The sequence below is a fragment of the Nocardioides sp. dk884 genome (genome assembly GCF_009557055.1).
GTDB lineage: Bacteria > Actinomycetota > Actinomycetes > Propionibacteriales > Nocardioidaceae > Nocardioides.
In genome coordinates, this window is record NZ_CP045649.1 from 4,055,528 (window position 1) to 4,074,193 (window position 18,666).

An 18,666-nucleotide genomic window follows, 5' to 3' on the forward strand; every position below is an offset into this window, starting at 1 on the left:
CCTCGCGAGGCGGGGGTCGTCCGCGTCCAGCGGCGCCCCGCGCCGCGTGGGCGCTGGCTACCGCCCCGTAGAATCGACTTGACTCTCACCACCTGTCGTCCCCGATGCCTGAGGCTCCGAAAGGCTGGTCCTTGCTGATCCTGGTCGCCGTCCTGCTGGCGATGTCGGCGGCCTGTCCGTGGCTGGTACGCCGCTGGGGCCGTCGCGCGTTCCTGTTCGTCTCCCTCGGCCCGCTCGCCGGTACGGCGTGGGTCGCTGCCCAAGGTCCCGCCGTGTCGCGCGGCGAGACGCTGAGCGAGACCCATCCGTGGGTCGAGAGCATCGGCATGGAGCTGGCCTTCCGCATGGGCCCGTTGCAGTGGCTGCTCGCGATGATCGTGCTCGGCGTCGGGTCTCTCGTGCTCGCCTACTGCACCTGGTACTTCCGCGACGACAGCCTCGGCGTACCCCGCTTCGCGGGCGTGCTCACCGCCTTCGTCGCCGCGATGCTCGGCCTGGTCCTGGCCGACGACCTGCTGCTGCTCTACGTCTTCTGGGAGCTGACCACTGTCTTCTCCTTCCTGCTGATCGGCCACGACCCGGCTCGCCGGGCCAGCCGCCAGGCGGCGATCCAGGCGCTGGTGGTCACCACCCTCGGCGGGCTGAGCATGCTCGTCGGCGCACTGATCCTGGGCCACGAGGGCGGCACCCACCGGATCAGCGAGCTGCTCGCCGACCCGCCGAGCGGGGTCGCCGTCACGGTCGCCATCCACCTGCTCCTGGTCGGCGCGATCAGCAAGTCCGCACTGGTGCCCTTCCACTTCTGGCTGCCCGCGGCGATGGCCGCGCCCACCCCGGTGAGCGCCTACCTGCACGCCGCCTCGATGGTGAAGGCCGGCGTCTACCTGGTCGCCCTGCTCGCCCCGGTGTACGCCGGGGTCGCGGGCTGGCGCCCGGTCCTGCTGGTCCTCGGCATCGCCACGATGCTGCTCGGCGGGCTGCGCGCGCTGCGCCAGACCGACCTCAAGCTGCTGCTCGCCTTCGGCACGGTGAGCCAGCTCGGCTTCTTGATCATGGTGCTCGGCATCGGCACTCGCAGCGCGCTGCTGGCCGGCCTGGCCCTGCTGCTGGCCCACGCGCTGTTCAAGGCCACCCTGTTCCTGGTGGTCGGCATCATCGACCGCAGCGCCGGCACCCGCGACCTGCGCCGCCTCAGCGGCCTGGGCCGGCGGATGCCGGTGGTCGCCGGCGCCGCGGTCCTGGCCGCCGCCTCGATGGCCGGCGTCCCCCCGCTCCTGGGGTACGTCGCCAAGGAGAGCGTGCTCGTGGCGGTGCTGGACGTCGCCAAGGACGGCGACGGCACCGGCCTCGCCGGGGCGGCCGGGTGGCTCGCGCTGCTCGGCGTCGTGCTGGGCTCGGTGCTCACCGCTGCGTACTCCGCCCGCTTCGTGTGGGGCGCCTTCGCCACCCGCACGGTCGAGGAGGAGCCGACCGTGGCGCGGGTCCACCCCGGCTTCGCCGCCGGCCCGGTGCTCCTCGCCGCGCTCTCGCTGGTCCTGGGCTTCCTGGGCCGCCCGGTCACCGAGCTGCTCGCGCCGTACCTCGAGGCGGTCCCGGAGGGGGTCCACCACGCCGAGCTGTCCCTGTGGCACGGCCTCGGGCTGCCGCTGCTGGCGACCCTGCTGGCCCTCGCCGGCGGTGCGCTGATGTTCGTGATGCGCGACCGGGTGGCGCGGCTGCAGTCGCGCTGGACGGTGGACTGGACCCTCGAGCGGGCCTACCGCAGCGGCATGCGCGTCCTCGACCGCACCGCCGTGGAGGTGACCGGTGTCGTGCAGCGAGGCTCCGCCTCGGCGTACCTCGCGATCATCCTGGCCGTCGTGGTCGTCGTCCCCGGCTCGACGCTGATCGGCGCCTGGGGTGACATCGACGTCCAGGCCTGGGAGCACCCCGCCCAGGCGGTGATCGGCGTCGTGGTCGTCGCGGCCGCGGTGATGGCGACCCGGTCGCGCCGCCGCCTGCGCGCGGTGCTGCTCGCCGGCGCCACCGGCTACGGCACCGCGCTGCTGTTCGTCATGCAGGGCGCCCCGGACCTGGCGCTGACCCAGGCGCTGGTGGAGACGCTCACCGTCGTGGTCTTCGTGCTGGCGCTGCGCCGGATGCCGGAGTACTTCACCGACCGGCCGCTCTCGCGCCAGCGCTACTGGCGGATGGCCCTCGGCCTGGCCGTGGCGATCGTCTCGGCCGGGTTCATGCTCGTCGCCGCCGGCGCCCGGGTCGCCGACCCGGTCTCGCTGATGCTGCCCCAGGAGGCGGTCGACTACGGCGGCGGCAAGAACATCGTCAACGTGATCCTCGTCGACGCCCGCGCCTGGGACACCTTCGGTGAGATCACTGTGCTGGTCGCGGCCGCGACCGGCGTCGCGAGCCTGATCTTCGTCAACACCCGCGGCACCGGCATCCGCCGCGTGCACGAGATCCCCTACCCGCCGACCGTGCGCAAGCAGCCGACCTCGCCCGGGCGCCGACCGTGGCTGGCCGCGCCGCGCACGCTCCCGCCCGAGAGCCGCTCGATCATCTTCGAGGTGGTCACCCGGCTGATGTTCCACACGGTCGTCGTGTTCTCGATCTACCTGCTGCTGGTCGGTCACAACGAGCCCGGCGGCGGTTTCGCCGCCGGCATGGTCACCGGCCTGGCGCTGGTCGTGCGCTACCTGGTGGGCGGGCGCTACGAGCTCGACGAGGCGGCACCGGTCGACGCCGGCCGGCTGATCGGCGGCGGGCTCGCCGTGGCCGCACTGGCCGCCGTGCTGCCGCTCGCCTTCGGCGGCTCGATCCTGCAGAGCGCCATCGTCGACCTCCACATCCCCGTCCTGGGCGACCTGCACCTGGTCACCTCGGCCCTCTTCGACGTCGGCGTCTACCTCGTCGTCGTCGGGCTGGTCCTCGACCTGCTGCGTGCCCTGGGCTCCCACATCGACCGTCAGGTCGTGCGTGCCCGCCGGGAGTCCGAGACCGGGCTCATGAGCGAGCCCGTCGCCGGGGAGACGACGTCTGCCGAGGAGGCAGCCCGCGCATGAACGACATCAACCTGACCCTGGTCCTGATCTCCGCCGCCCTCCTCGGCTGCGGGGTCTACCTGCTCCTCGAACGCAGCCTGTCGCGGGTGCTGGTCGGCCTGGTGATGATGGGCAACGGCGTCAGCCTGGCCTTCCTCGTCGCCGGTGGCCCGGCCGGCTCGGCCCCGATCGTCGGCGCCGAGAGCAGCGACGCCGCCGAGATGTCCGACCCGCTGCCCCAGGCCATGGTGCTGACCGCCATCGTGATCACGCTCGCCACGACGGCCTTCGTGCTGGCGATGGCCTACCGCAGCTGGCAGCTCAACCAGCACGACGACGTACAGGACGACGTCGAGGACGCCGCCATCCGCCGGCTGGCCGCCACCGACGTCACCTCCGAGGCGTACGACGCCGCGTCCGACGAGGACACCGACGTCAGCGACGACCCGCGCGAGTGCGACGACACCCCCGGTGCCAGCGGCTCGGTCACCTACGGCACGGCCCTCGACGCCGTACCCGGAACGGAGCCCCGCCCGTGAGCGCCCTGGTCCCCCTTCCCGTCCTGCTGCCGATCCTCGGCGCCGGACTCTCCCTGGTGCTCGGCCAGCACCCGCGCCTGCAGCGCTGGGTCAGCGTGGTCGTGCTCAGCTCGATCGTGGTGATCGCCGCCATCTTGATGGTGGCCGCCGACACCGACGGCCCGCAGGTCCTGTGGATCGGCGGCTGGCCGGAGACCCTCGGCATCGTGCTCGTCGCTGACCGGCTGGCCACCTTGATGCTGCTGGTCAGCGCGGTGGTGACCCTCGCGGTCCTCGGCTACTCCATCGGCCAGGGCATGACCGAGGACGAGGAGGACGCGACCCTCTCGGTCTACCATCCGACGTTCCTGGTGCTCGTGGCCGGCGTCGCGAACGCGTTCCTCGCCGGTGACCTGTTCAACCTGTTCGTCAGCTTCGAGATGCTGCTGTTCGCCAGCTATGTGCTGCTGACCCTCGGCGGCACCGCCACCCGGCTGCGGGCCGGCACCATCTACGTCCTGGTCAACCTGCTGTCCTCGACGCTGTTCTTGATCTCGCTGGCCGTCGTGTACGCCGCCACCGGCACGCTCACCCTGGCCCACCTGGCCGAGCGGATCGCCGACCTGCCCGACCACGTGGCGCTGATGATCCAGCTGCTGCTGCTCACGACGTTCGCGATCAAGGCGGCGGTCTTCCCGCTGTCGTTCTGGCTGCCCGACAGCTACCCGACCGCCCCCGCCCCGGTCACCGCCGTCTTCGCCGGCCTGCTCACCAAGGTGGGCATCTACGCGATCCTGCGGATGCAGACGCTGCTGTTCCCCGAGAGCCCGCTGACCGGCCTGCTCATGTGGGCGGCGCTGCTGACGATGCTGGTCGGCATCCTCGGCGCCATCGCGCAGTCCGACATCAAGCGCATGCTGTCCTTCACCCTGGTCAGCCACATCGGCTACCTGGTGCTGGGCATCGCGCTGGCCACCTCCGCCGGTGTCGCGGGCACGGTCTTCTACGTCGTGCACCACATCACCGTGCAGACCGCGCTCTTCTTGGTGGTCGGCCTGGTCGAGCGCCGCGCGGGCAGCACGTCGCTGATGCGCATCGGGGGCCTGGCCCGGATCGCGCCGCTGCTGGCCGTGCTGTTCTTCGTGCCGGCGATGAACCTGGCCGGCATCCCGCCGTTCTCCGGGTTCATCGGCAAGGTCGGGCTGCTCCAGGCCGCGCAGGACCAGGGCTCCGTGCTGGCCTGGGTGCTGGTCGTGGGCGGCGTGCTCACCAGCCTGCTCACCCTGTACGCCGTGGCCAAGACCTGGGCGGTCGCGTTCTGGCGCACCCCCGCCGAGGCCCACGAGGCGCTCGAGGAGATCGCCGACCGCGACCCGGGCTACGGCTCGCAGGCCTTCGCCGAGCACCGCGGCCACGTGCACACCGCCCAGGGCTCGCTGTCGCTGACCGCGATCGAGGAGGCCCGTCGCCTCGGCGACGATGACATGCCCGACCGTGACTTCCACCAGCTCATCACCGACGGTGACGACACCAAGCACATGCCACGAAGCATGGTCCTGCCCACCGCCCTGCTGGTCACGCTCAGCGTGGGGCTCACCTTCCTCGCCGGGCCGCTGTTCGCCTTCAGCGACCGGGCCGCGGACGACCTGCTGGAGCGCACGCCGTACCTCAGCGCCGTGCTGACGGGAGACGAGCAGTGAGCCCGCAGGTGACCCCCCGGCGCGACGGCAGCGTGAAGCCCAGTCGCTACCGCGCCGTGCAGCCGGGCGCGCTGATCTGGCTGACGCTGGTCTGGATGGCACTGTGGGGCGACGTGACGCCGATGCTGGTCGTGTCGGGCCTGCTGATGGCGGTGGTGGTGTGCCTGGTCTTCCCGCTCCCGCCCATCGAGCTCCACCTCAAGGTCCACCCGTGGGCCGCGCTGCGGCTCACCGGTCGGTTCCTGATCGACATCGTGATGGCGAGCGTGCAGGTGGCCGGGGTCGTGCTGCGGCGCCGCCCGGTGCGCAACGCGGTGGTCGCGGTGGACCTGGAGACCACCTCCGACTTCGTGCTGACCGGGGTGGCCTCGATGCTGTCGCTGGTGCCGGGCTCGGTCGTCGTCGAGGCGCGCCGCTCCACCCACACCCTCTACCTGCACGTGCTGGACGTCCCCGACGAGGCGGCGGCCGACCGGTTCCGCGCGCGGGCGCTGGACCAGGAGCAGCGTTTCCTGGCCGCCTTCACGCCCCGACCCGACCCCGCGACCGAGGCAGGTGCGGCATGAGCATCGTCCTTCTCCTGACCGCCTCGACCCTGGGGGTCGCCGCGCTGCTGACGGTGATCCGCCTGACCATCGGCCCCACGATCCTGGACCGCAGCGTCGCCCTGGACGTGCTGATGGCCGTGACGATCTGCGGCATCGCGGTGTACTCCATCCACCGGCACACGACGTACGCGCTGCCGGTGCTGCTGGTGCTCAGCATGGTCGGCTTCGTCGGCTCGGTGAGCATCGCGCGCTACGCGAGCGGCACCGATGACATCGAGGCCGAAGACGACAGCGACGACCACCGGGGGCATCCGTGAGCTGGGACTGGACCACCGTCGCCGACGTGCTCGCCGCCGTCTGCCTGCTGGGCGGGGCGTTCTTCGCCCTGATCGCGGCGATCGGCGTCGTACGACTGCCCGACCTGCTCAGCCGCATGCACGCCGCGACCAAGCCGCAGGTGATCGGCCTGTTGCTGGTCGTCGTCGGCCTCGCGCTCAGCCTGCGCGACCCCGGCTCGCTGGGGATCCTGGGCCTGGTCGTGCTGATGCAGATGGGCACCAGCGTCGTCGCCGGCCACATGGTCGGCCGCGCCTCGTTCCGCGCCGGCCAGGTCCGCCGCGACCTGCTCGTCGTCGACGAGCTCAGCGGCGTGCTCTCCGACGAGGAGCCGCGCGGGGCGCCGTAGCCCTGCCCCCTCCCCGCTGTAACGCGGGGTTATTGACGCTGCACACGCCGTATGCGGTGGGTGCAGCGACGATAACCCCGCGTTACAGGCCGCGGGCGCCTCACTCCTGCGGTACGCCGCCGAGCGGGAGGTGCAGCTCGCCGGCAGCGGCGTCGCTGATCCGGACCGGCACGCCCCAGTCCTGCTGGTGCATGCGGCAGGCGGCGCCCTCGCCGCCGTCGGCGTCGCAGGAGGCGGCGCGCGCGGCGACGTGGAGCACCCCGTCGCCGACGTGGCGGTCCAGGACCAGGCGGCGGACCAGGTCGGTGCCGCGGCCCGCGCCCTCGCGCAGCAGCGCCGGCGGGGTCGCCTCCACGATGAGCTGGGTCGCGGGGCCGAAGCGGTCGTCGACCTTCTGCCCCGGCGGCGGCTCGAAGGTGATCACCAGCTCCAGCTCGGCCGGCACGTCGGTCACCGGGCGCTGGGTGGTGTGCGCGAACCCGTCGGTGCGGGTGGCCGCGGCGCCGAGCGGCACCCGGGTCAGCCGGTGCGCGCCGGACTCCACGACCACCAGCTGGGCGGGCTCGGTGCCGGTGTCGGTGTCGACGTAGGCACCGCTCGGCTCGGCGAGGTCGGTGGCGAGCGTGCTGACCTCGCCAGTCGCGGGGTCGAAGCGGCGCAGCGCGCCGTTGTAGGTGTCGCAGACCGCGACGCTGCCGTCGGGCAGCACCGTCACCCCGAGCGGGTGCTGGAGCAGCGCCTGCTCGGCAGGGCCGTCGCGGAAGCCGAAGTCGAACAGCCCGCTGCCGACCGCGGTGCGCACCGCCCAGCCGGCGCCGTCCTCGGACGCCTCCACCCAGCGCAGCGCGGAGGTCTCGGAGTCGGCGAGCCAGAGCCGGTCGCCGTCGGGCGCCAGCCCGGAGGTCTGGGCGAGCCATGCCTCCGCGCCCGGCCCGTCGAGCAGCCCCTCGTTGCTGGTGCCGACGACCACCTCCACGGCGCCGGTGCGCGGGTCGAGGGTCCACAGCTGGTGGATCCCGGCCATCGCGACCCAGACCCGGTCCTGCCACCAGGCGACGTCCCAGGGGCTGGAGAGCCGGTCGGTGCCGTCGCCCTGCATCCACTGGGTCCCGTCGCCGGCGAGCGTGCGGACCTCGCCGTCGGCCAGCGAGATCCCCCGCAGCCGGTGCGCGACGGTGTCGGCGACCACCACGTCGTAGCCCACCTCGGCGGCGACGTCCGGCGGCAGCAGGCACAGCCCGTTGGGCTCGCGGAACCCCTCGAAGCGCCGCCGCGCCGCCCCGTCGGCGCCCAGCTCCACCACCGCGTCGTGCCCGGCGTCGGCGACGAGCACGCGCCCGTCACCCACCGGCACCGCCTTCGCCGGGAAGCGCAGGTCGGTCGGCTCCACCGCGACCGGGACGTACGGCGAGTCGCCGGGCTGCAGCGTGCCGCGCTCGCGGTGCTGCGGGACCAGCTCGCCCAGGAGGGCGGCGATCGCGTGGGCGTGGCCCTCCCCGGCGTACTGCGCGACGACGTAGCCCTCGGGGTCGATGAGCACCAGCGTCGGCCAGGCCCGGGCGGTGTAGGCGCGCCAGGTGACCAGGTCGGGGTCGTCGAGCACCGGGTGGTGCACGGAGTAGCGCTCGACCGCCTGGGCCAGCGCCACCGGGTCGGCCTCGTGCACGAACTTCGGGGAGTGCACACCGATGACGACCAGCTCCTCGGCGTACTCCTCCTCCACCGCGCGCAGCTCGTCGAGGACGTGCAGGCAGTTGATGCAGCAGAAGGTCCAGAAGTCCAGCAGCACGAAGCGGCCGCGCAGGTCCTTCAGGGTCAGGGGGCCGTCGGTGTTCAACCAGCCGCGGCCCTCGAGCTCGGGGGCGCGGACGCGGGGGCGGGTGCTCACCGCACGATTGTGCTCCGGCGCCGGTTGCCCGCCCGCAGCGGCACCGGTGCGGGCGTACCCACGGTACGTCTACGCTGCCCCGCATGACTGATGCCGAGCTCCTGGCCGGGTACGTCGACATCTGGTGGCGGGCGATCGACGACTTCACCACGCTGCTGGAGCAGATCCCCGAGGAGCACTGGGACGCACCGACCGACCTGCCCGGCTGGGACGTCCGCGCGGTCGCCGCGCACGTGGCCCACCTGGAGAAGGTGCTCGCCACCGGCGTCGAGGAGCAGGCCGAGGTCGGCGAGCCCGCGCACGTGAGCGGCCCGATGGGCCTCTACACCGAGATCGGCCCGGTCAACCGGCGTACCGCGACCCCCGACGAGCTGATCCGCGAGATCCGCGAGTCGGCCACCGCCCGCCACACCGCGCTGCTGGCCGACCCGCCCACCGACGCCTCGGCGCGTCCGGGGCGGGTCTTCGCCGGCGTGCCGTGGGACTGGCGCACGCTGCTGCGCAACCGGCCGCTGGACGTGTGGATGCACGAGCAGGACGTACGCCGCGCGGTCGGGCTGCCCGGCGGCCTGGACACCCCCGCGGCCCGGCACACCACCGACTACCTGCTCGAGAGCGTCGGCTTCGTGCTGGCCAAGCGGGTGGGCGCGCCCGCCGGCACGACCCTGGTCGCGGAGGTCGAGGGCAGCGAGCCGGTCGCGTTCGTCGTCACCGACGCAGGGCGCGGCGAGCGGCTGCCCGAGGTGCCCGCCGAGCCCACGGTGCGGCTGCGCACCGACCGCGAGAGCTTCCTGCTGCTCGCCGGCGGCCGCCGCGCGGTGGGTCCGGGCGCGGTGCACCTGGAGGGCGACCCTGCCCTCGGCCAGCGCATCCTCGAGGCGCTGGCGACCACGCCGTGAGCGGCGTCCCGGTGGACAGCTGGCGCCTGGCCGACATGCCCGACCAGACCGGGCGCACGGTGCTGATCACCGGCGCCAGCACCGGCGGTCTCGGCCACCACACCGCGCTCGAGCTCGCCCGTCGCGGCGCCCGGGTGGTGCTCGCCGGGCGCACCGACACCAAGCTCGACGAGACGACCGCGGCGATCCGCGCGGAGGTCCCCGGCGCCGAGCTGGACCGGCTGCGCGTCGACCTCTCCGACCTGGCCTCGGTACGCCGCGCGGGCGAGGCGGCCGCGACGCTCGGGCCGCTCGAGGTGCTGGTCAACAACGCCGGCGTCATGGGCACGGCGTACTCCCGCACGGCCGACGGGCTCGAGCTGCAGATGGCGACCAACCACTTCGGGCCGTTCCTGCTGACCGGCCTGCTGCTGCCCCAGCTGGTGGCGAGCGGCTCCGCGACGGTGGTGACGGTGTCCTCGACCATGCACCGCGTCGCGCGCAGCGCCCCGCTCGGGGACCCGCGGCGCTCGAGCGGGCGCTACCACCGCTGGCACGTCTACGGGCAGAGCAAGCTGGCCAACCTGCTGTTCACCTTCGAGCTCGACCGGCGCGCCCGCGCGGCCGCGCTGCCGGTCAAGGCGCTCGCCGCGCACCCCGGCTTCGCCGGCACCCACCTGGCCGCGAACGGGCAGTACGGCCGCTCCCGCGGCGGCCTCGCCTCCATCCTCGACGCCGCCATCCGCGGGGTCTCCCAGAGCGCCGCCGCGGGCGCCCAGCCGACCCTGATGGCCGCCACCGCCGACCTCCCCGGCTCGACCTTCTGCGGCCCGGGCGGTCCCGGCGAGATGTCCGGCCTGCCCCGCGTGGTCGAGGCCAACGCCCGCGCGCACGACGAGGCCGCCCAGCGCCGGCTGTGGGAGCTCAGCGAAGAGGTCACGGGCATCCGCTACCCCTGACCGGCGCCGAGTCGGCGCGTGTGGTTGCGCGAGTCGGCGCCAGTGGTTGCCCGAGTCGGCGCCAATGGCGGCGCGGACGCTCGACTAGCCTCGCGGGGTGGGTGAACCGAAGCTCGAGCAGGCCTGGGACCTCGCCACCGCCCAGGGGCGGCACCGCGTCGAGGTGCGGGGCACCGTCAACCGGCAGGTCACCTGGCTGCACGACGGCGTCGTCGTCGCGCGCAAGAAGTCGATGGACGACAAGATCCGGGTCAAGCCCGGCGAGGGTCTCGACGAGGACGAGCGCACGCGCCTCCCCGAGGGCCTCGGCATGGTCGGGGTCCTGTTCACCCACCTGGGCCGGCCCCGGCGCGCCACGCTCTACACCGCCGAGGAGGCCGACGGGCTGACCTCGCTCACCGGCCTCGGCGGGATCGACCTGGACCCCGAGCCGGGCTCGCGCGCCGCGGCGTACGAGGAGAAGGTGCTCGCGCACCCGCGCCGGTACGCCGCCATCCAGACCGCGGGCGGGGTGGCCACCGTCCTGGTGCCGATCCTGGTGGCGGCGCTGCTGGCGCGTCTCGCGCTCACCGTGCCGTGGCCGGACTGGGACCTGCCGAGCATCCCCTGGCCGGACTGGTCGTTGCCCTCGATCCCGTGGCCGGACCTGCCGAGCATCCCGTGGCCGGACTGGTCTCTGCCCGGCTGGCTGGCCTGGGTGCTCGACCACGCGTCGTACGTCTGGCCGGTGGTGCTGGCCTACGTGCTCGCCCGTGGTGAGGTACGCCGCCGGCGCCACCAGGCCGAGCGGCGGGCGGTGGCGCGGGCGAGCCTCGAGGAGCGCCCAGAGGAGAGCGCCGACGACAGCACGGAGGGCCGGCCCGACCAGCTGTAACGCGGGGGCGCCGCCCTCACCCCTTGTCCCGCACCCGCACCATCCCGCCCAGCGTGGCGATGTACGCCGAGCCGTCGGGGCCGAGGGTGATCGCGGCGTAGTGGTTGTTCATCAAGGTGCCGAGCCCGGCGCGCACGGAGAAGACGGTGCGCCCGGTGCGGGCGTCGAGGGCGGTGAAGTACCACGCGTTGACGCCCCACCAGCTGCGCGGCTTGGTCCAGGCGTAGACCAGCCCGGTCGCCAGCGACGCCTTCGCCACCGAGGACGGCGCCACCTCCTCGGAGGTCCACACCAGCCGGCACTCGCCGTCGCCGTGGTCGACGCGCGCGAAGCCGCCGGTGGTGCTGCGCCCGATCAGGGTGCGCCACGGCGCGGCGTAGCCGTGGTTGTTCTCCACCACGACCCCGTCGCCCACCGCGACCAGCGAGTTCTCGGTCGCGCCCGATCCCTCGTCGAACACCGCGGCCCGGCACACCTCGGCGCCGTCGTCGGCGCGCACGAACACGACGTTCATCCGCGGCTCGGCGTTGTCGGTGATCGCCACGATCCCACCGGGGAGGATCGTCGGGGTGGTGCCGCTGCCCTGGGTCAGCTGGCCCGGCTTGCGCTCGCTCCCGCGCTCGTACGCCGTGCGCCACCGCACCACCGGCCGGTCACGGCGATCGGCGGCGAGCTTGTGCAGCGCCTCGGTGGTGACCAGGTAGACCCCCGTCGCGTCGACCGACATCGAGTTGGCGACCTCCTCGCCGAGCTCCAGCGCGGCGATCCGCCCGTCGCGGGCGATGGTGCCGACCCGGCCCTCCCGGCTCACCCACCAGATCCGTCCCGACCAGTCCGGCATCAGCGCCACCAGGCAGTCCGAGCCCGGCACCACCGCGCTGAGGTCGTGGGTCGCCTCGGTGGTCAGGTCGGGCTCGCCCTCGGCGTCGGAGGTGGACACCACCAGCACCCGCCGGTCGGTCGTGGCGAGCACCGCACGGTCGGAGGAGTCGAGGTAGAAGTACGACCCGCCGCACAGGTCCTCCCACGGCCGCACGTCGCTGTCGGCGCGCTCGGGCAGGCTCTTGGTGGCCAGCGGCCGCATCGAGTCCGGGTCCAGCACCCGCAGCGTCGGCCCGGACAGGTCGCCGCACAGCGCCACCAGCCGGTCGTGGCGGTCGAAGGCGAGCGTCGCGCACTCCTCCAGGCCGAACCACGCGGTGTCGACCTCCACGGAGTCGCCGACCGGACCCGGCCCGGGGTAGGCGTCGCTCGACCAGGCGTCGTTGTGCATGCTGCTGCGCCCGTTCGGCGCCAGCGCCGGGTGCTGGGGCACCGCCATCTCGATCGGCTGCACCCGCGCCGGCCGGCCGACGTACGACGGGGTGACCGCGAGCCCCGGTCCCGGCGGCACCGGCAGCCAGCCGTCCGGGATCACCACCACGAGACCGGTGACCACCACGACCGCGCCCACCCAGCCCGCCACGACCCGCCAGGTCGGGCGCAGCCAGGCCCGCACCCGCGGCACCGCGAGCAGCCCGAGGACCACGAGCAGCACGACCGGGCCGAGCAGCAGGAAGGCCAGGAACGCGACGCCCAGCGCGAGCGTGCGCTGGAACCTCATCGCCGGGCCCCCGCGCCGGTGTGACTGGTGCGACGCATGGGAGGAATCATCGCACCGCACCACCGCCCGCGCCGGGACTTCGGACGCGTCGTGACGCGGCCGGCCCGGGGACGCCATCATGGTCCCCATGCTCGACGCCCGCGCAGGACAGCCCGCCCGCCCCGAGGACCTCATCGATGTGGCCCACCTGGTCACGGCGTACTTCACCCGGACCCCCGACCCGGAGGACCCCGACCAGCAGGTCGCCTTCGGCACCAGCGGTCACCGCGGCTCCTCGCTGCGCTCGTCGTTCAACGAGACCCACATCCTGGCCACCACCCAGGCGATCTGCGACCACCGCCGCGAGCAGGGGTACGACGGCCCGCTCTTCCTCGGCCGCGACACCCACGCGCTGTCCGAGCCCGCCTGGGCCACTGCCCTCGAGGTGCTCGCCGCCAACGACGTGACGGTGCTCGTGGACGCGGCCGACCGCTACACGCCCACGCCTGCGGTCTCCCACGCCATCCTGCGCGCCAACGGCGGGCGGAGCACCGGCCCCGGCCTCGCCGACGGCATCGTGGTGACGCCCTCGCACAACCCGCCGGCCGACGGCGGCTTCAAGTACAACCCGCCGCACGGCGGCCCCGCCGGCTCCGAGGCCACCTCGGCGATCGCCGCGCGCGCCAACGAGCTGATCCGCGGCGGGCTGGCCGACGTGCGTCGGGTGCCGTTCGCCCGGGCCCGCCGCGCCGCCGGCACCTACGACTTCCTCGGCACCTACGTCGACGACCTGCCCTCGGTGCTCGACCTGGACGCGATCCGCGGCGCCGGCGTGCGCATCGGCGCGGACCCGCTGGGCGGGGCGTCGGTGGACTACTGGGGCGCGATCGCCGAGCGGCACCGCCTGGACCTGACCGTGGTGAACCCGCTGGTCGACCCCACCTGGCGGTTCATGACGCTGGACTGGGACGGCAAGATCCGGATGGACTGCTCCTCCCCGTCCGCGATGGCCTCGCTGGTCGAGCAGCGTGCGGCCTACGACATCGCGACCGGCAACGACGCGGACGCCGACCGGCACGGCATCGTGACCCCCGACGCCGGGCTGATGAACCCCAACCACTTCCTCGCCGTCGCGATCGGCCACCTCTTCGGCGGCGCCCGCCCGGACTGGCCGGCCACCGCCCGGATCGGCAAGACCCTGGTCTCCTCCTCGATGATCGACCGGGTCGCCGCCTCGATCGGCAAGCCGCTGGTCGAGGTGCCGGTCGGGTTCAAGTGGTTCGTCCCCGGGCTGCTCGACGGCTCCTTCGGCTTCGGCGGCGAGGAGTCCGCGGGCGCCTCGTTCCTGCGCCGCGACGGCTCGGTGTGGACGACCGACAAGGACGGCCTGCTGCTGTGCCTGCTCGGCGCCGAGATCCTCGCGACCACCGGCGAGACCCCGTCGCAGCGCTACGCCGCGCTGGTCGCCGAGCACGGCGAGCCGGCGTACGCCCGCGTCGACGCGCCCGCCACCCGCGAGCAGAAGGCGGCGCTGGCCGCGCTCTCCCCCGACGCCGTCACGGCCACCAGCCTCGCCGGCGAGCCGATCACCGCCCGCCTCACCGAGGCACCCGGCAACGGCGCCTCGATCGGCGGGCTCAAGGTGACCACGGAGTCCGCGTGGTTCGCCGCGCGCCCCTCCGGCACCGAGGACGTCTACAAGATCTACGCCGAGTCCTTCCGCGGCCCCGACCACCTCGCCCAGGTGCAGGAGGAGGCCCGGGCAGTCGTGCAGTCCGCACTGGAGGGCTGATCACCGGCCCGGCCGTGACATCCCGGCTACCGTGGCGCTCGTGTCCGTCATCGAGACCGCGGGGCTGACCAAGCGCTACCCCCGCGTCACCGCCCTCGACCACCTCGACGTGCGCGTCGGGGAGGGGGTCACCGGGCTGGTCGGGGCCAACGGCGCCGGGAAGTCCACGCTGATCAAGATCCTCCTGGGCCTGCTGCCGGCGACGGACGGCAGCGCCCGGGTGCTCGGCCACGACGTCGCGACCGAGGGCGCCGCGATCCGGGCCCTGGTCGGCTACATGCCCGAGCACGACTGCCTGCCCGCCGACGTCTCGGCGAGCGACCTGGTGGTGCACCTGGGCCAGATGTCCGGGCTGCCCTACCCGGCGGCGCGCGAGCGGGCCTCCGACGTGCTGCGCCACGTCGGCCTCGCCGAGGAGCGCTACCGCCCGATCGGCGGCTACTCCACCGGCATGAAGCAGCGCGCGAAGCTCGCCCAGGCGCTCGTGCACGACCCGCAGCTGGTGCTCCTCGACGAGCCGACCAACGGCCTGGACCCCTCGGCCCGCGACGACATGCTCGCGCTGGTACGCCGCATCGGCACCGAGTTCGGCATCGCGGTGCTCGTGACCTCCCACCTGCTCGGCGAGCTGGAGCGGGTCAGCGACCACATCGTCGTCCTCGACGCCGGGCGGCTGCTGCGCTCCTCGGCGACCTCCGACTTCCTGCACGCCACCGGCAGCCTGCTGGTCGAGGTGCAGGGACGACCCGACGCCGACCGGCTGCTCGGGCAGGCCCTGCTGGACGCCGGCCTGACCGCGCGTCCGGCCGAGGGACGGCTGGTCGAGGTGGACGTGCGCGACGAGCGCACGCCCGACGTGGTCCGCGACCTGACCGTCGACCTCGGCCTGGGACTGGTGCGGATGCAGGAGCGCCACCACCGCATCGAGGACGTCTTCCGCGAGGGAGGTGCCGGCAGTGTCCAGCCCGTCTGAGCGCTCCCCCGCCTCGGCCGCGCCGGGCGCCGGCACCGGCGTCATCCACGATCTCGGCTACCGGCGCTACACCGGCCCGCGTCTCGGCGGCACCGCGGTGGCACGGGCGTTCTTCCTCACCGGCCTGCGCCACACCTACGGCCTGGGCCGCTCCGGGCGCTCGAAGGTGCTGCCGATGCTGCTGCTCGGGCTGATGCTGCTGCCGGCCCTGATCCTGGTCGGGGTGCTGGTGCAGGCGCGCGACCTGCTCGGCCTTGACGAGCAGCTCGTCGCCTACTCCACCTACCCGATCACCACCCAGCTGCTGATCTCGGTGTTCGTGGCCTCCCAGGCGCCGGCGCTGATCTCGCGGGACCTGCGCTTTCGCACCATCACGCTCTACCTGGCCCGCCCGATGCCGCGCCGGACCTACGTGCTGGTGCGGTTCGCCTCGCTGACGGTGGCCACCTTCGTGCTGATCGGCGCCCCCCTGCTGCTGATGTACCTCGGCGGGGTGCTCGCCGACCTGCCGCTGGCCCGGGAGACCGGCCGGTTCCTGGGCGGGCTGGTCGGCGCCGCGCTGCTCGCGGCCTGCCTGGCCGGCCTGGCCGCCGTCGTGGCCGCACTGACCGTACGCCGCGGGCTGGCGGTGACCGCCGTGATCGTGGTGCTGCTGGTGAGCTTCACGCTGGTCTCGACCGTGCAGGGGGTCGCCGCCGCCACCGACCACGACACGGTCGGACAGGTCGCCGGGCTGTTCTCGCCGTACACGCTCGTCAACGGGGTGCAGGTGTTCCTCTTCGACTCCCCGGCCGCCACCGCGACGCCACCGAAGGGAACCGGGATGGGACTCCTCTACGTGCTCGGCGTCCTCGCCGTGGTGCTGGCCTCGATCGGGGCACTGCTCACCCGCTACCGGAGGGTCGACTGAGATGAGCACGATCGTGATCGACCACGTCTCCCGGTGGTACCGCAACGTCGTCGCGGTCAACGACGTCTCGATGACCATCGGGCCCGGCGTCACCGGCCTGCTGGGTCCCAACGGCGCCGGCAAGTCCACGCTGATCGCGCTGATGTCGGGGTTCCTGGCCCCCTCCACCGGGACCGTCACCCTCGACGGGGAGCCCCTGTGGCGCAACGAGGCGGTGTACCGCAAGGTCGGGCTGGTCCCCGAGCGCGAGGCGCTGTTCGACTACCTGACCGGGCGCGAGTTCGTGGTCGCGAACGCCGAGCTGCACGGCCTGCCCGACCCCGGGGCGGCCGCCCAGCGGGCGATCGCGCTGATCGAGCTCACCGACGCCCAGGACCGCTCGATCTCGACGTACTCCAAGGGGATGCGGCAGCGGATCAAGATGGCCTCCGCGCTGGTGCACGACCCGGCGGTGCTGCTGCTCGACGAGCCGTTCAACGGGATGGACCCGCGCCAGCGCATCCACCTGATGGAGCTGCTGCGGACGATGGGCGCCGAGGGCCGCACGGTGCTGTTCAGCTCCCACATCCTCGAGGAGGTCGAGCAGGTGGCCCGTCAGATCGAGGTGGTGGTCGCCGGGCGGCACGCCGCCTCCGGCGACTTCGGCGCGATCCGCCGGCTGATGACCGACCGGCCGAACCGGTTCGTGCTCCGCTCCGGCGACGACCGGGTCCTGGCCGCCGCGCTGATGCAGGACCCCTCGGTGCGTGGCGCCCGGCTGCGCGCGGAGGGCGGGATCGAGCTGGAGGCCTCGGACTTCGGCCGGTTCAGCGAGGTGCTGCCGAGGCTGGCGCGCGAGCACGGCATCCGCCTGTTCGAGGTGAGCCCGACCGACGAGTCGCTCGAGAGCGTCTTCGGCTACCTGGTGTCCTCATGAGCAGCCCCGTCCTGTCCCCGACGATCGTCCGGCTCGGCGTGCGCAGCGTCTTCGGGCGCTGGCGCGGCGCGCTGCTGTTCGTGCTGCCGCTGAGCCTGGTCGGCCTCGCCGTGCTGGTGCGCGCCCTGGTCGGTGCCGACCCCGGCGCCGCCGAGAACACCCTCTACGCGTTCGGGCTGGTCGTCACGGTGCCGCTGGTCGCGCTGCTGGCGACCAGCGGACTGCTCGCCCCCGAGATCGACGACGGCTCGATCTCCTACCTGCTGGCCAAGCCGATCTCGCGCTACACGATCGTGGCCAGCAAGCTCGCGGTCGCGGCGGCGTGCGTGGTCGTCTTCGCCGCCGTACCGCTGCTGGTGGCGGGGCTGGTGCTGCTCTCCTCCGAGCCGTCGCTGGCGCTCGGCTTCCTCGTCGCCGGCCTGGTCGCCGGGCTCGCCTACTGCTCGCTGTTCGCCCTGCTGTCGGTGATGACCCGGCACGCGATCGTGATCGGGCTGATCTACCTGCTGGGCTGGGAGGGGCTGCTGGGCGGCCTCCTCGACGGGGTGCGCTGGCTCAGCATCACCCGCTGGGCCGGCGAGATCGTCGACACGATCGCCGGCGTGCACCTGGTCGGCGGTCTGAGCCCGTGGTACGCCGTGGTCGCCTCGGTGGTGGTCATCGTCCTGGGGGCCTGGCTGACCGGGCGCCGGCTGCGGGCGTTCAACCTCACCGGCGACGAGTAGTCGCCGCAGCCGGCCCGGCGCGTCAGTCGTCGGTGCCGTCGGCGTCGGTGCGCAGCACCGCGAAGTCGGCGTCGAGCACGACGTCCCACTCGGCGCGGTCGGCGTCGCGGACCTCGACCTCCCAGGCGGCGCCGGGCTCGTCGCTGGCCTCGACGTCGAGGACGGTCCCGCCCTCGACCGCGCCCAGGGCGGCCTTCTCCGCGGCGGACCACTCCGCGTCGCCCACCGGGCGGTCGTCGGCGTCCTGGTCGTCGCCGTCCTGGTCGTCGCCGTCGCGCTCCTCCGCAACCACCGCGAGGTCCTCGTCGAGCGCGAGGTCGACCTCGGACCCGTCGTCGAGGCGCACCTCGACCTCATAGGTCTCACCCCGGTCGTCGCTGGTCTCGACGTCCACGACGGTGCCGCCGACGGCCTCGGTGGCGGCCGCTCCGACGCGGTCACGCTCGGCCCCGTCCACACCGGTCTCGCTCGCGGTGGCGGTCCAGACGGTCCCGCCGATCCCGACGGCGGCGAGCACGGCGAGGGTGGGCAGGACGATGCGCTTGCGGCGAAGCGTGGTGATGTTCATGGTGGTGGCCTCTCTGCTGGGAAAGCACCCCCGACTGGGGGACGCCCCCAGCCTGCGTCGAGGTCGCTGAAGCTCACCTGAACCCGTCTGAACGCGCGTTCAGGTCCGCGCC

Annotated in this window: 17 protein-coding genes; 14 read left to right on the forward strand and 3 right to left on the reverse strand. The window is 73.6% G+C overall.

From position 1 onward, the window contains the following. Positions 1-131 precede the first annotated feature (131 nt). The 6 genes from GFH29_RS19345 to mnhG are packed head-to-tail and all read left to right on the forward strand — an operon-like array spanning position 132 to position 6,489. On the forward strand, positions 132-3,059 hold the full coding sequence (locus tag GFH29_RS19345) for a Na+/H+ antiporter subunit A (protein WP_153325358.1): 2,928 nt from the start codon (positions 132-134) through the stop codon (positions 3,057-3,059). Beyond that, a complete protein-coding gene (locus GFH29_RS19350; protein WP_153325359.1) occupies positions 3,056-3,577 on the forward strand; it encodes a Na(+)/H(+) antiporter subunit C in 522 nt (173 codons plus the stop codon). The genes GFH29_RS19345 and GFH29_RS19350 overlap by 4 nt, the downstream gene beginning before the upstream one ends. Further along, complete coding sequence (locus GFH29_RS19355; protein WP_153325360.1) at positions 3,574-5,256, forward strand: Na+/H+ antiporter subunit D; 1,683 nt, start codon at positions 3,574-3,576, stop codon at positions 5,254-5,256. Before GFH29_RS19350 ends, GFH29_RS19355 begins: the two co-directional genes overlap by 4 nt. After that, positions 5,253-5,822 carry a Na+/H+ antiporter subunit E gene (locus GFH29_RS19360; RefSeq protein WP_153325361.1) on the forward strand — a complete coding sequence of 190 codons (570 nt, stop codon included), beginning with the start codon at positions 5,253-5,255 and terminating at the stop codon, positions 5,820-5,822. Before GFH29_RS19355 ends, GFH29_RS19360 begins: the two co-directional genes overlap by 4 nt. Next, positions 5,819-6,121 carry a monovalent cation/H+ antiporter complex subunit F gene (locus GFH29_RS19365; RefSeq protein ID WP_153325362.1) on the forward strand — a complete coding sequence of 101 codons (303 nt, stop codon included), beginning with the start codon at positions 5,819-5,821 and terminating at the stop codon, positions 6,119-6,121. Before GFH29_RS19360 ends, GFH29_RS19365 begins: the two co-directional genes overlap by 4 nt. After that, positions 6,118-6,489, forward strand: a complete 372-nt coding sequence (gene mnhG / locus GFH29_RS19370) for a monovalent cation/H(+) antiporter subunit G (RefSeq protein ID WP_153325363.1) — start codon at positions 6,118-6,120, stop codon at positions 6,487-6,489. The genes GFH29_RS19365 and mnhG overlap by 4 nt, the downstream gene beginning before the upstream one ends. A gap of 100 nt (positions 6,490-6,589) precedes the next feature. Here the strand turns inward: mnhG and GFH29_RS19375 are convergent, their stop codons facing one another. Then, a complete protein-coding gene (locus GFH29_RS19375; protein ID WP_153325364.1) occupies positions 6,590-8,377 on the reverse strand; it encodes an NHL domain-containing thioredoxin family protein in 1,788 nt (595 codons plus the stop codon). A gap of 83 nt (positions 8,378-8,460) precedes the next feature. Here GFH29_RS19375 and GFH29_RS19380 point away from each other — a divergent pair, with 83 nt between their 5' ends. The 3 genes from GFH29_RS19380 (at position 8,461) to GFH29_RS19390 (ending at position 11,088) form a co-directional block, all read left to right on the forward strand. Beyond that, positions 8,461-9,276, forward strand: coding sequence for a maleylpyruvate isomerase family mycothiol-dependent enzyme (locus GFH29_RS19380; protein ID WP_153325365.1), 816 nt, complete (start codon positions 8,461-8,463; stop codon positions 9,274-9,276). Then, the gene (locus GFH29_RS19385; RefSeq protein WP_228387631.1) at positions 9,273-10,214 is read left to right on the forward strand and encodes an oxidoreductase; all 942 of its coding nucleotides are present in this window, start codon (positions 9,273-9,275) and stop codon (positions 10,212-10,214) included. The genes GFH29_RS19380 and GFH29_RS19385 overlap by 4 nt, the downstream gene beginning before the upstream one ends. Before the next feature lie 97 nt (positions 10,215-10,311). Then, positions 10,312-11,088 (forward strand): hypothetical protein, encoded by a 777-nt coding sequence (locus tag GFH29_RS19390; protein WP_153325366.1) that lies wholly within the window; start codon positions 10,312-10,314, stop codon positions 11,086-11,088. A 16-nt stretch (positions 11,089-11,104) separates the two neighbouring features. On the opposite strand, the gene GFH29_RS19395 is transcribed toward GFH29_RS19390, so the two are convergent. Continuing rightward, positions 11,105-12,691, reverse strand: a complete 1,587-nt coding sequence (locus tag GFH29_RS19395; RefSeq protein WP_153325367.1) for a hypothetical protein — start codon at positions 12,689-12,691, stop codon at positions 11,105-11,107. Positions 12,692-12,818: 127 nt separating this feature from the next. On the opposite strand from GFH29_RS19395, the gene pgm reads away from it, so the two are divergent. Genes pgm through GFH29_RS19420 form a run of 5 tightly spaced genes read left to right on the forward strand, consistent with a single transcriptional unit; the run spans position 12,819 to position 17,986 of the window. Further along, entirely contained in the window at positions 12,819-14,462 is a 1,644-nt protein-coding gene (gene pgm, locus GFH29_RS19400; RefSeq protein WP_153325368.1) for a phosphoglucomutase (alpha-D-glucose-1,6-bisphosphate-dependent), read from the forward strand. 40 nt (positions 14,463-14,502) lie between these two features. Then, positions 14,503-15,435, forward strand: a complete 933-nt coding sequence (locus GFH29_RS19405) for an ABC transporter ATP-binding protein (RefSeq protein ID WP_228387632.1) — start codon at positions 14,503-14,505, stop codon at positions 15,433-15,435. Further along, complete coding sequence (locus tag GFH29_RS19410) at positions 15,419-16,345, forward strand: ABC transporter permease subunit (protein WP_153325370.1); 927 nt, start codon at positions 15,419-15,421, stop codon at positions 16,343-16,345. Before GFH29_RS19405 ends, GFH29_RS19410 begins: the two co-directional genes overlap by 17 nt. A gap of 1 nt (position 16,346) precedes the next feature. Further along, the gene (locus GFH29_RS19415; RefSeq protein ID WP_153325371.1) at positions 16,347-17,261 is read left to right on the forward strand and encodes an ABC transporter ATP-binding protein; all 915 of its coding nucleotides are present in this window, start codon (positions 16,347-16,349) and stop codon (positions 17,259-17,261) included. Continuing rightward, positions 17,258-17,986: an ABC transporter permease gene (locus GFH29_RS19420; RefSeq protein WP_153325372.1), complete on the forward strand. Its 729-nt coding sequence runs from the start codon at positions 17,258-17,260 to the stop codon at positions 17,984-17,986. The genes GFH29_RS19415 and GFH29_RS19420 overlap by 4 nt, the downstream gene beginning before the upstream one ends. A gap of 22 nt (positions 17,987-18,008) precedes the next feature. Here GFH29_RS19420 and GFH29_RS19425 read toward each other — a convergent pair whose 3' ends face one another. Next, the gene (locus GFH29_RS19425; RefSeq protein ID WP_153325373.1) at positions 18,009-18,554 is read right to left on the reverse strand and encodes a PepSY domain-containing protein; all 546 of its coding nucleotides are present in this window, start codon (positions 18,552-18,554) and stop codon (positions 18,009-18,011) included. Between the last annotated feature and the right edge of the window lie 112 nt (positions 18,555-18,666).

Bases quoted from the DNA above. Each gene is read 5' to 3' on its own strand.
- GFH29_RS19365 (WP_153325362.1), top strand. From the start codon at position 5,819: ATGAGCATCGTCCTTCTCCTGACCGCCTCGACCCTGGGGGTCGCCGCG.
- pgm (WP_153325368.1), top strand. From the start codon at position 12,819: ATGCTCGACGCCCGCGCAGGACAGCCCGCCCGCCCCGAGGACCTCATC.
- GFH29_RS19420 (WP_153325372.1), top strand. From the start codon at position 17,258: ATGAGCAGCCCCGTCCTGTCCCCGACGATCGTCCGGCTCGGCGTGCGC.
- GFH29_RS19415 (WP_153325371.1), top strand. From the start codon at position 16,347: ATGAGCACGATCGTGATCGACCACGTCTCCCGGTGGTACCGCAACGTC.
- GFH29_RS19350 (WP_153325359.1), top strand. From the start codon at position 3,056: ATGAACGACATCAACCTGACCCTGGTCCTGATCTCCGCCGCCCTCCTC.
- GFH29_RS19380 (WP_153325365.1), top strand. From the start codon at position 8,461: ATGACTGATGCCGAGCTCCTGGCCGGGTACGTCGACATCTGGTGGCGG.
- GFH29_RS19425 (WP_153325373.1), bottom strand. From the start codon at position 18,554: ATGAACATCACCACGCTTCGCCGCAAGCGCATCGTCCTGCCCACCCTC.
- GFH29_RS19395 (WP_153325367.1), bottom strand. From the start codon at position 12,691: ATGAGGTTCCAGCGCACGCTCGCGCTGGGCGTCGCGTTCCTGGCCTTC.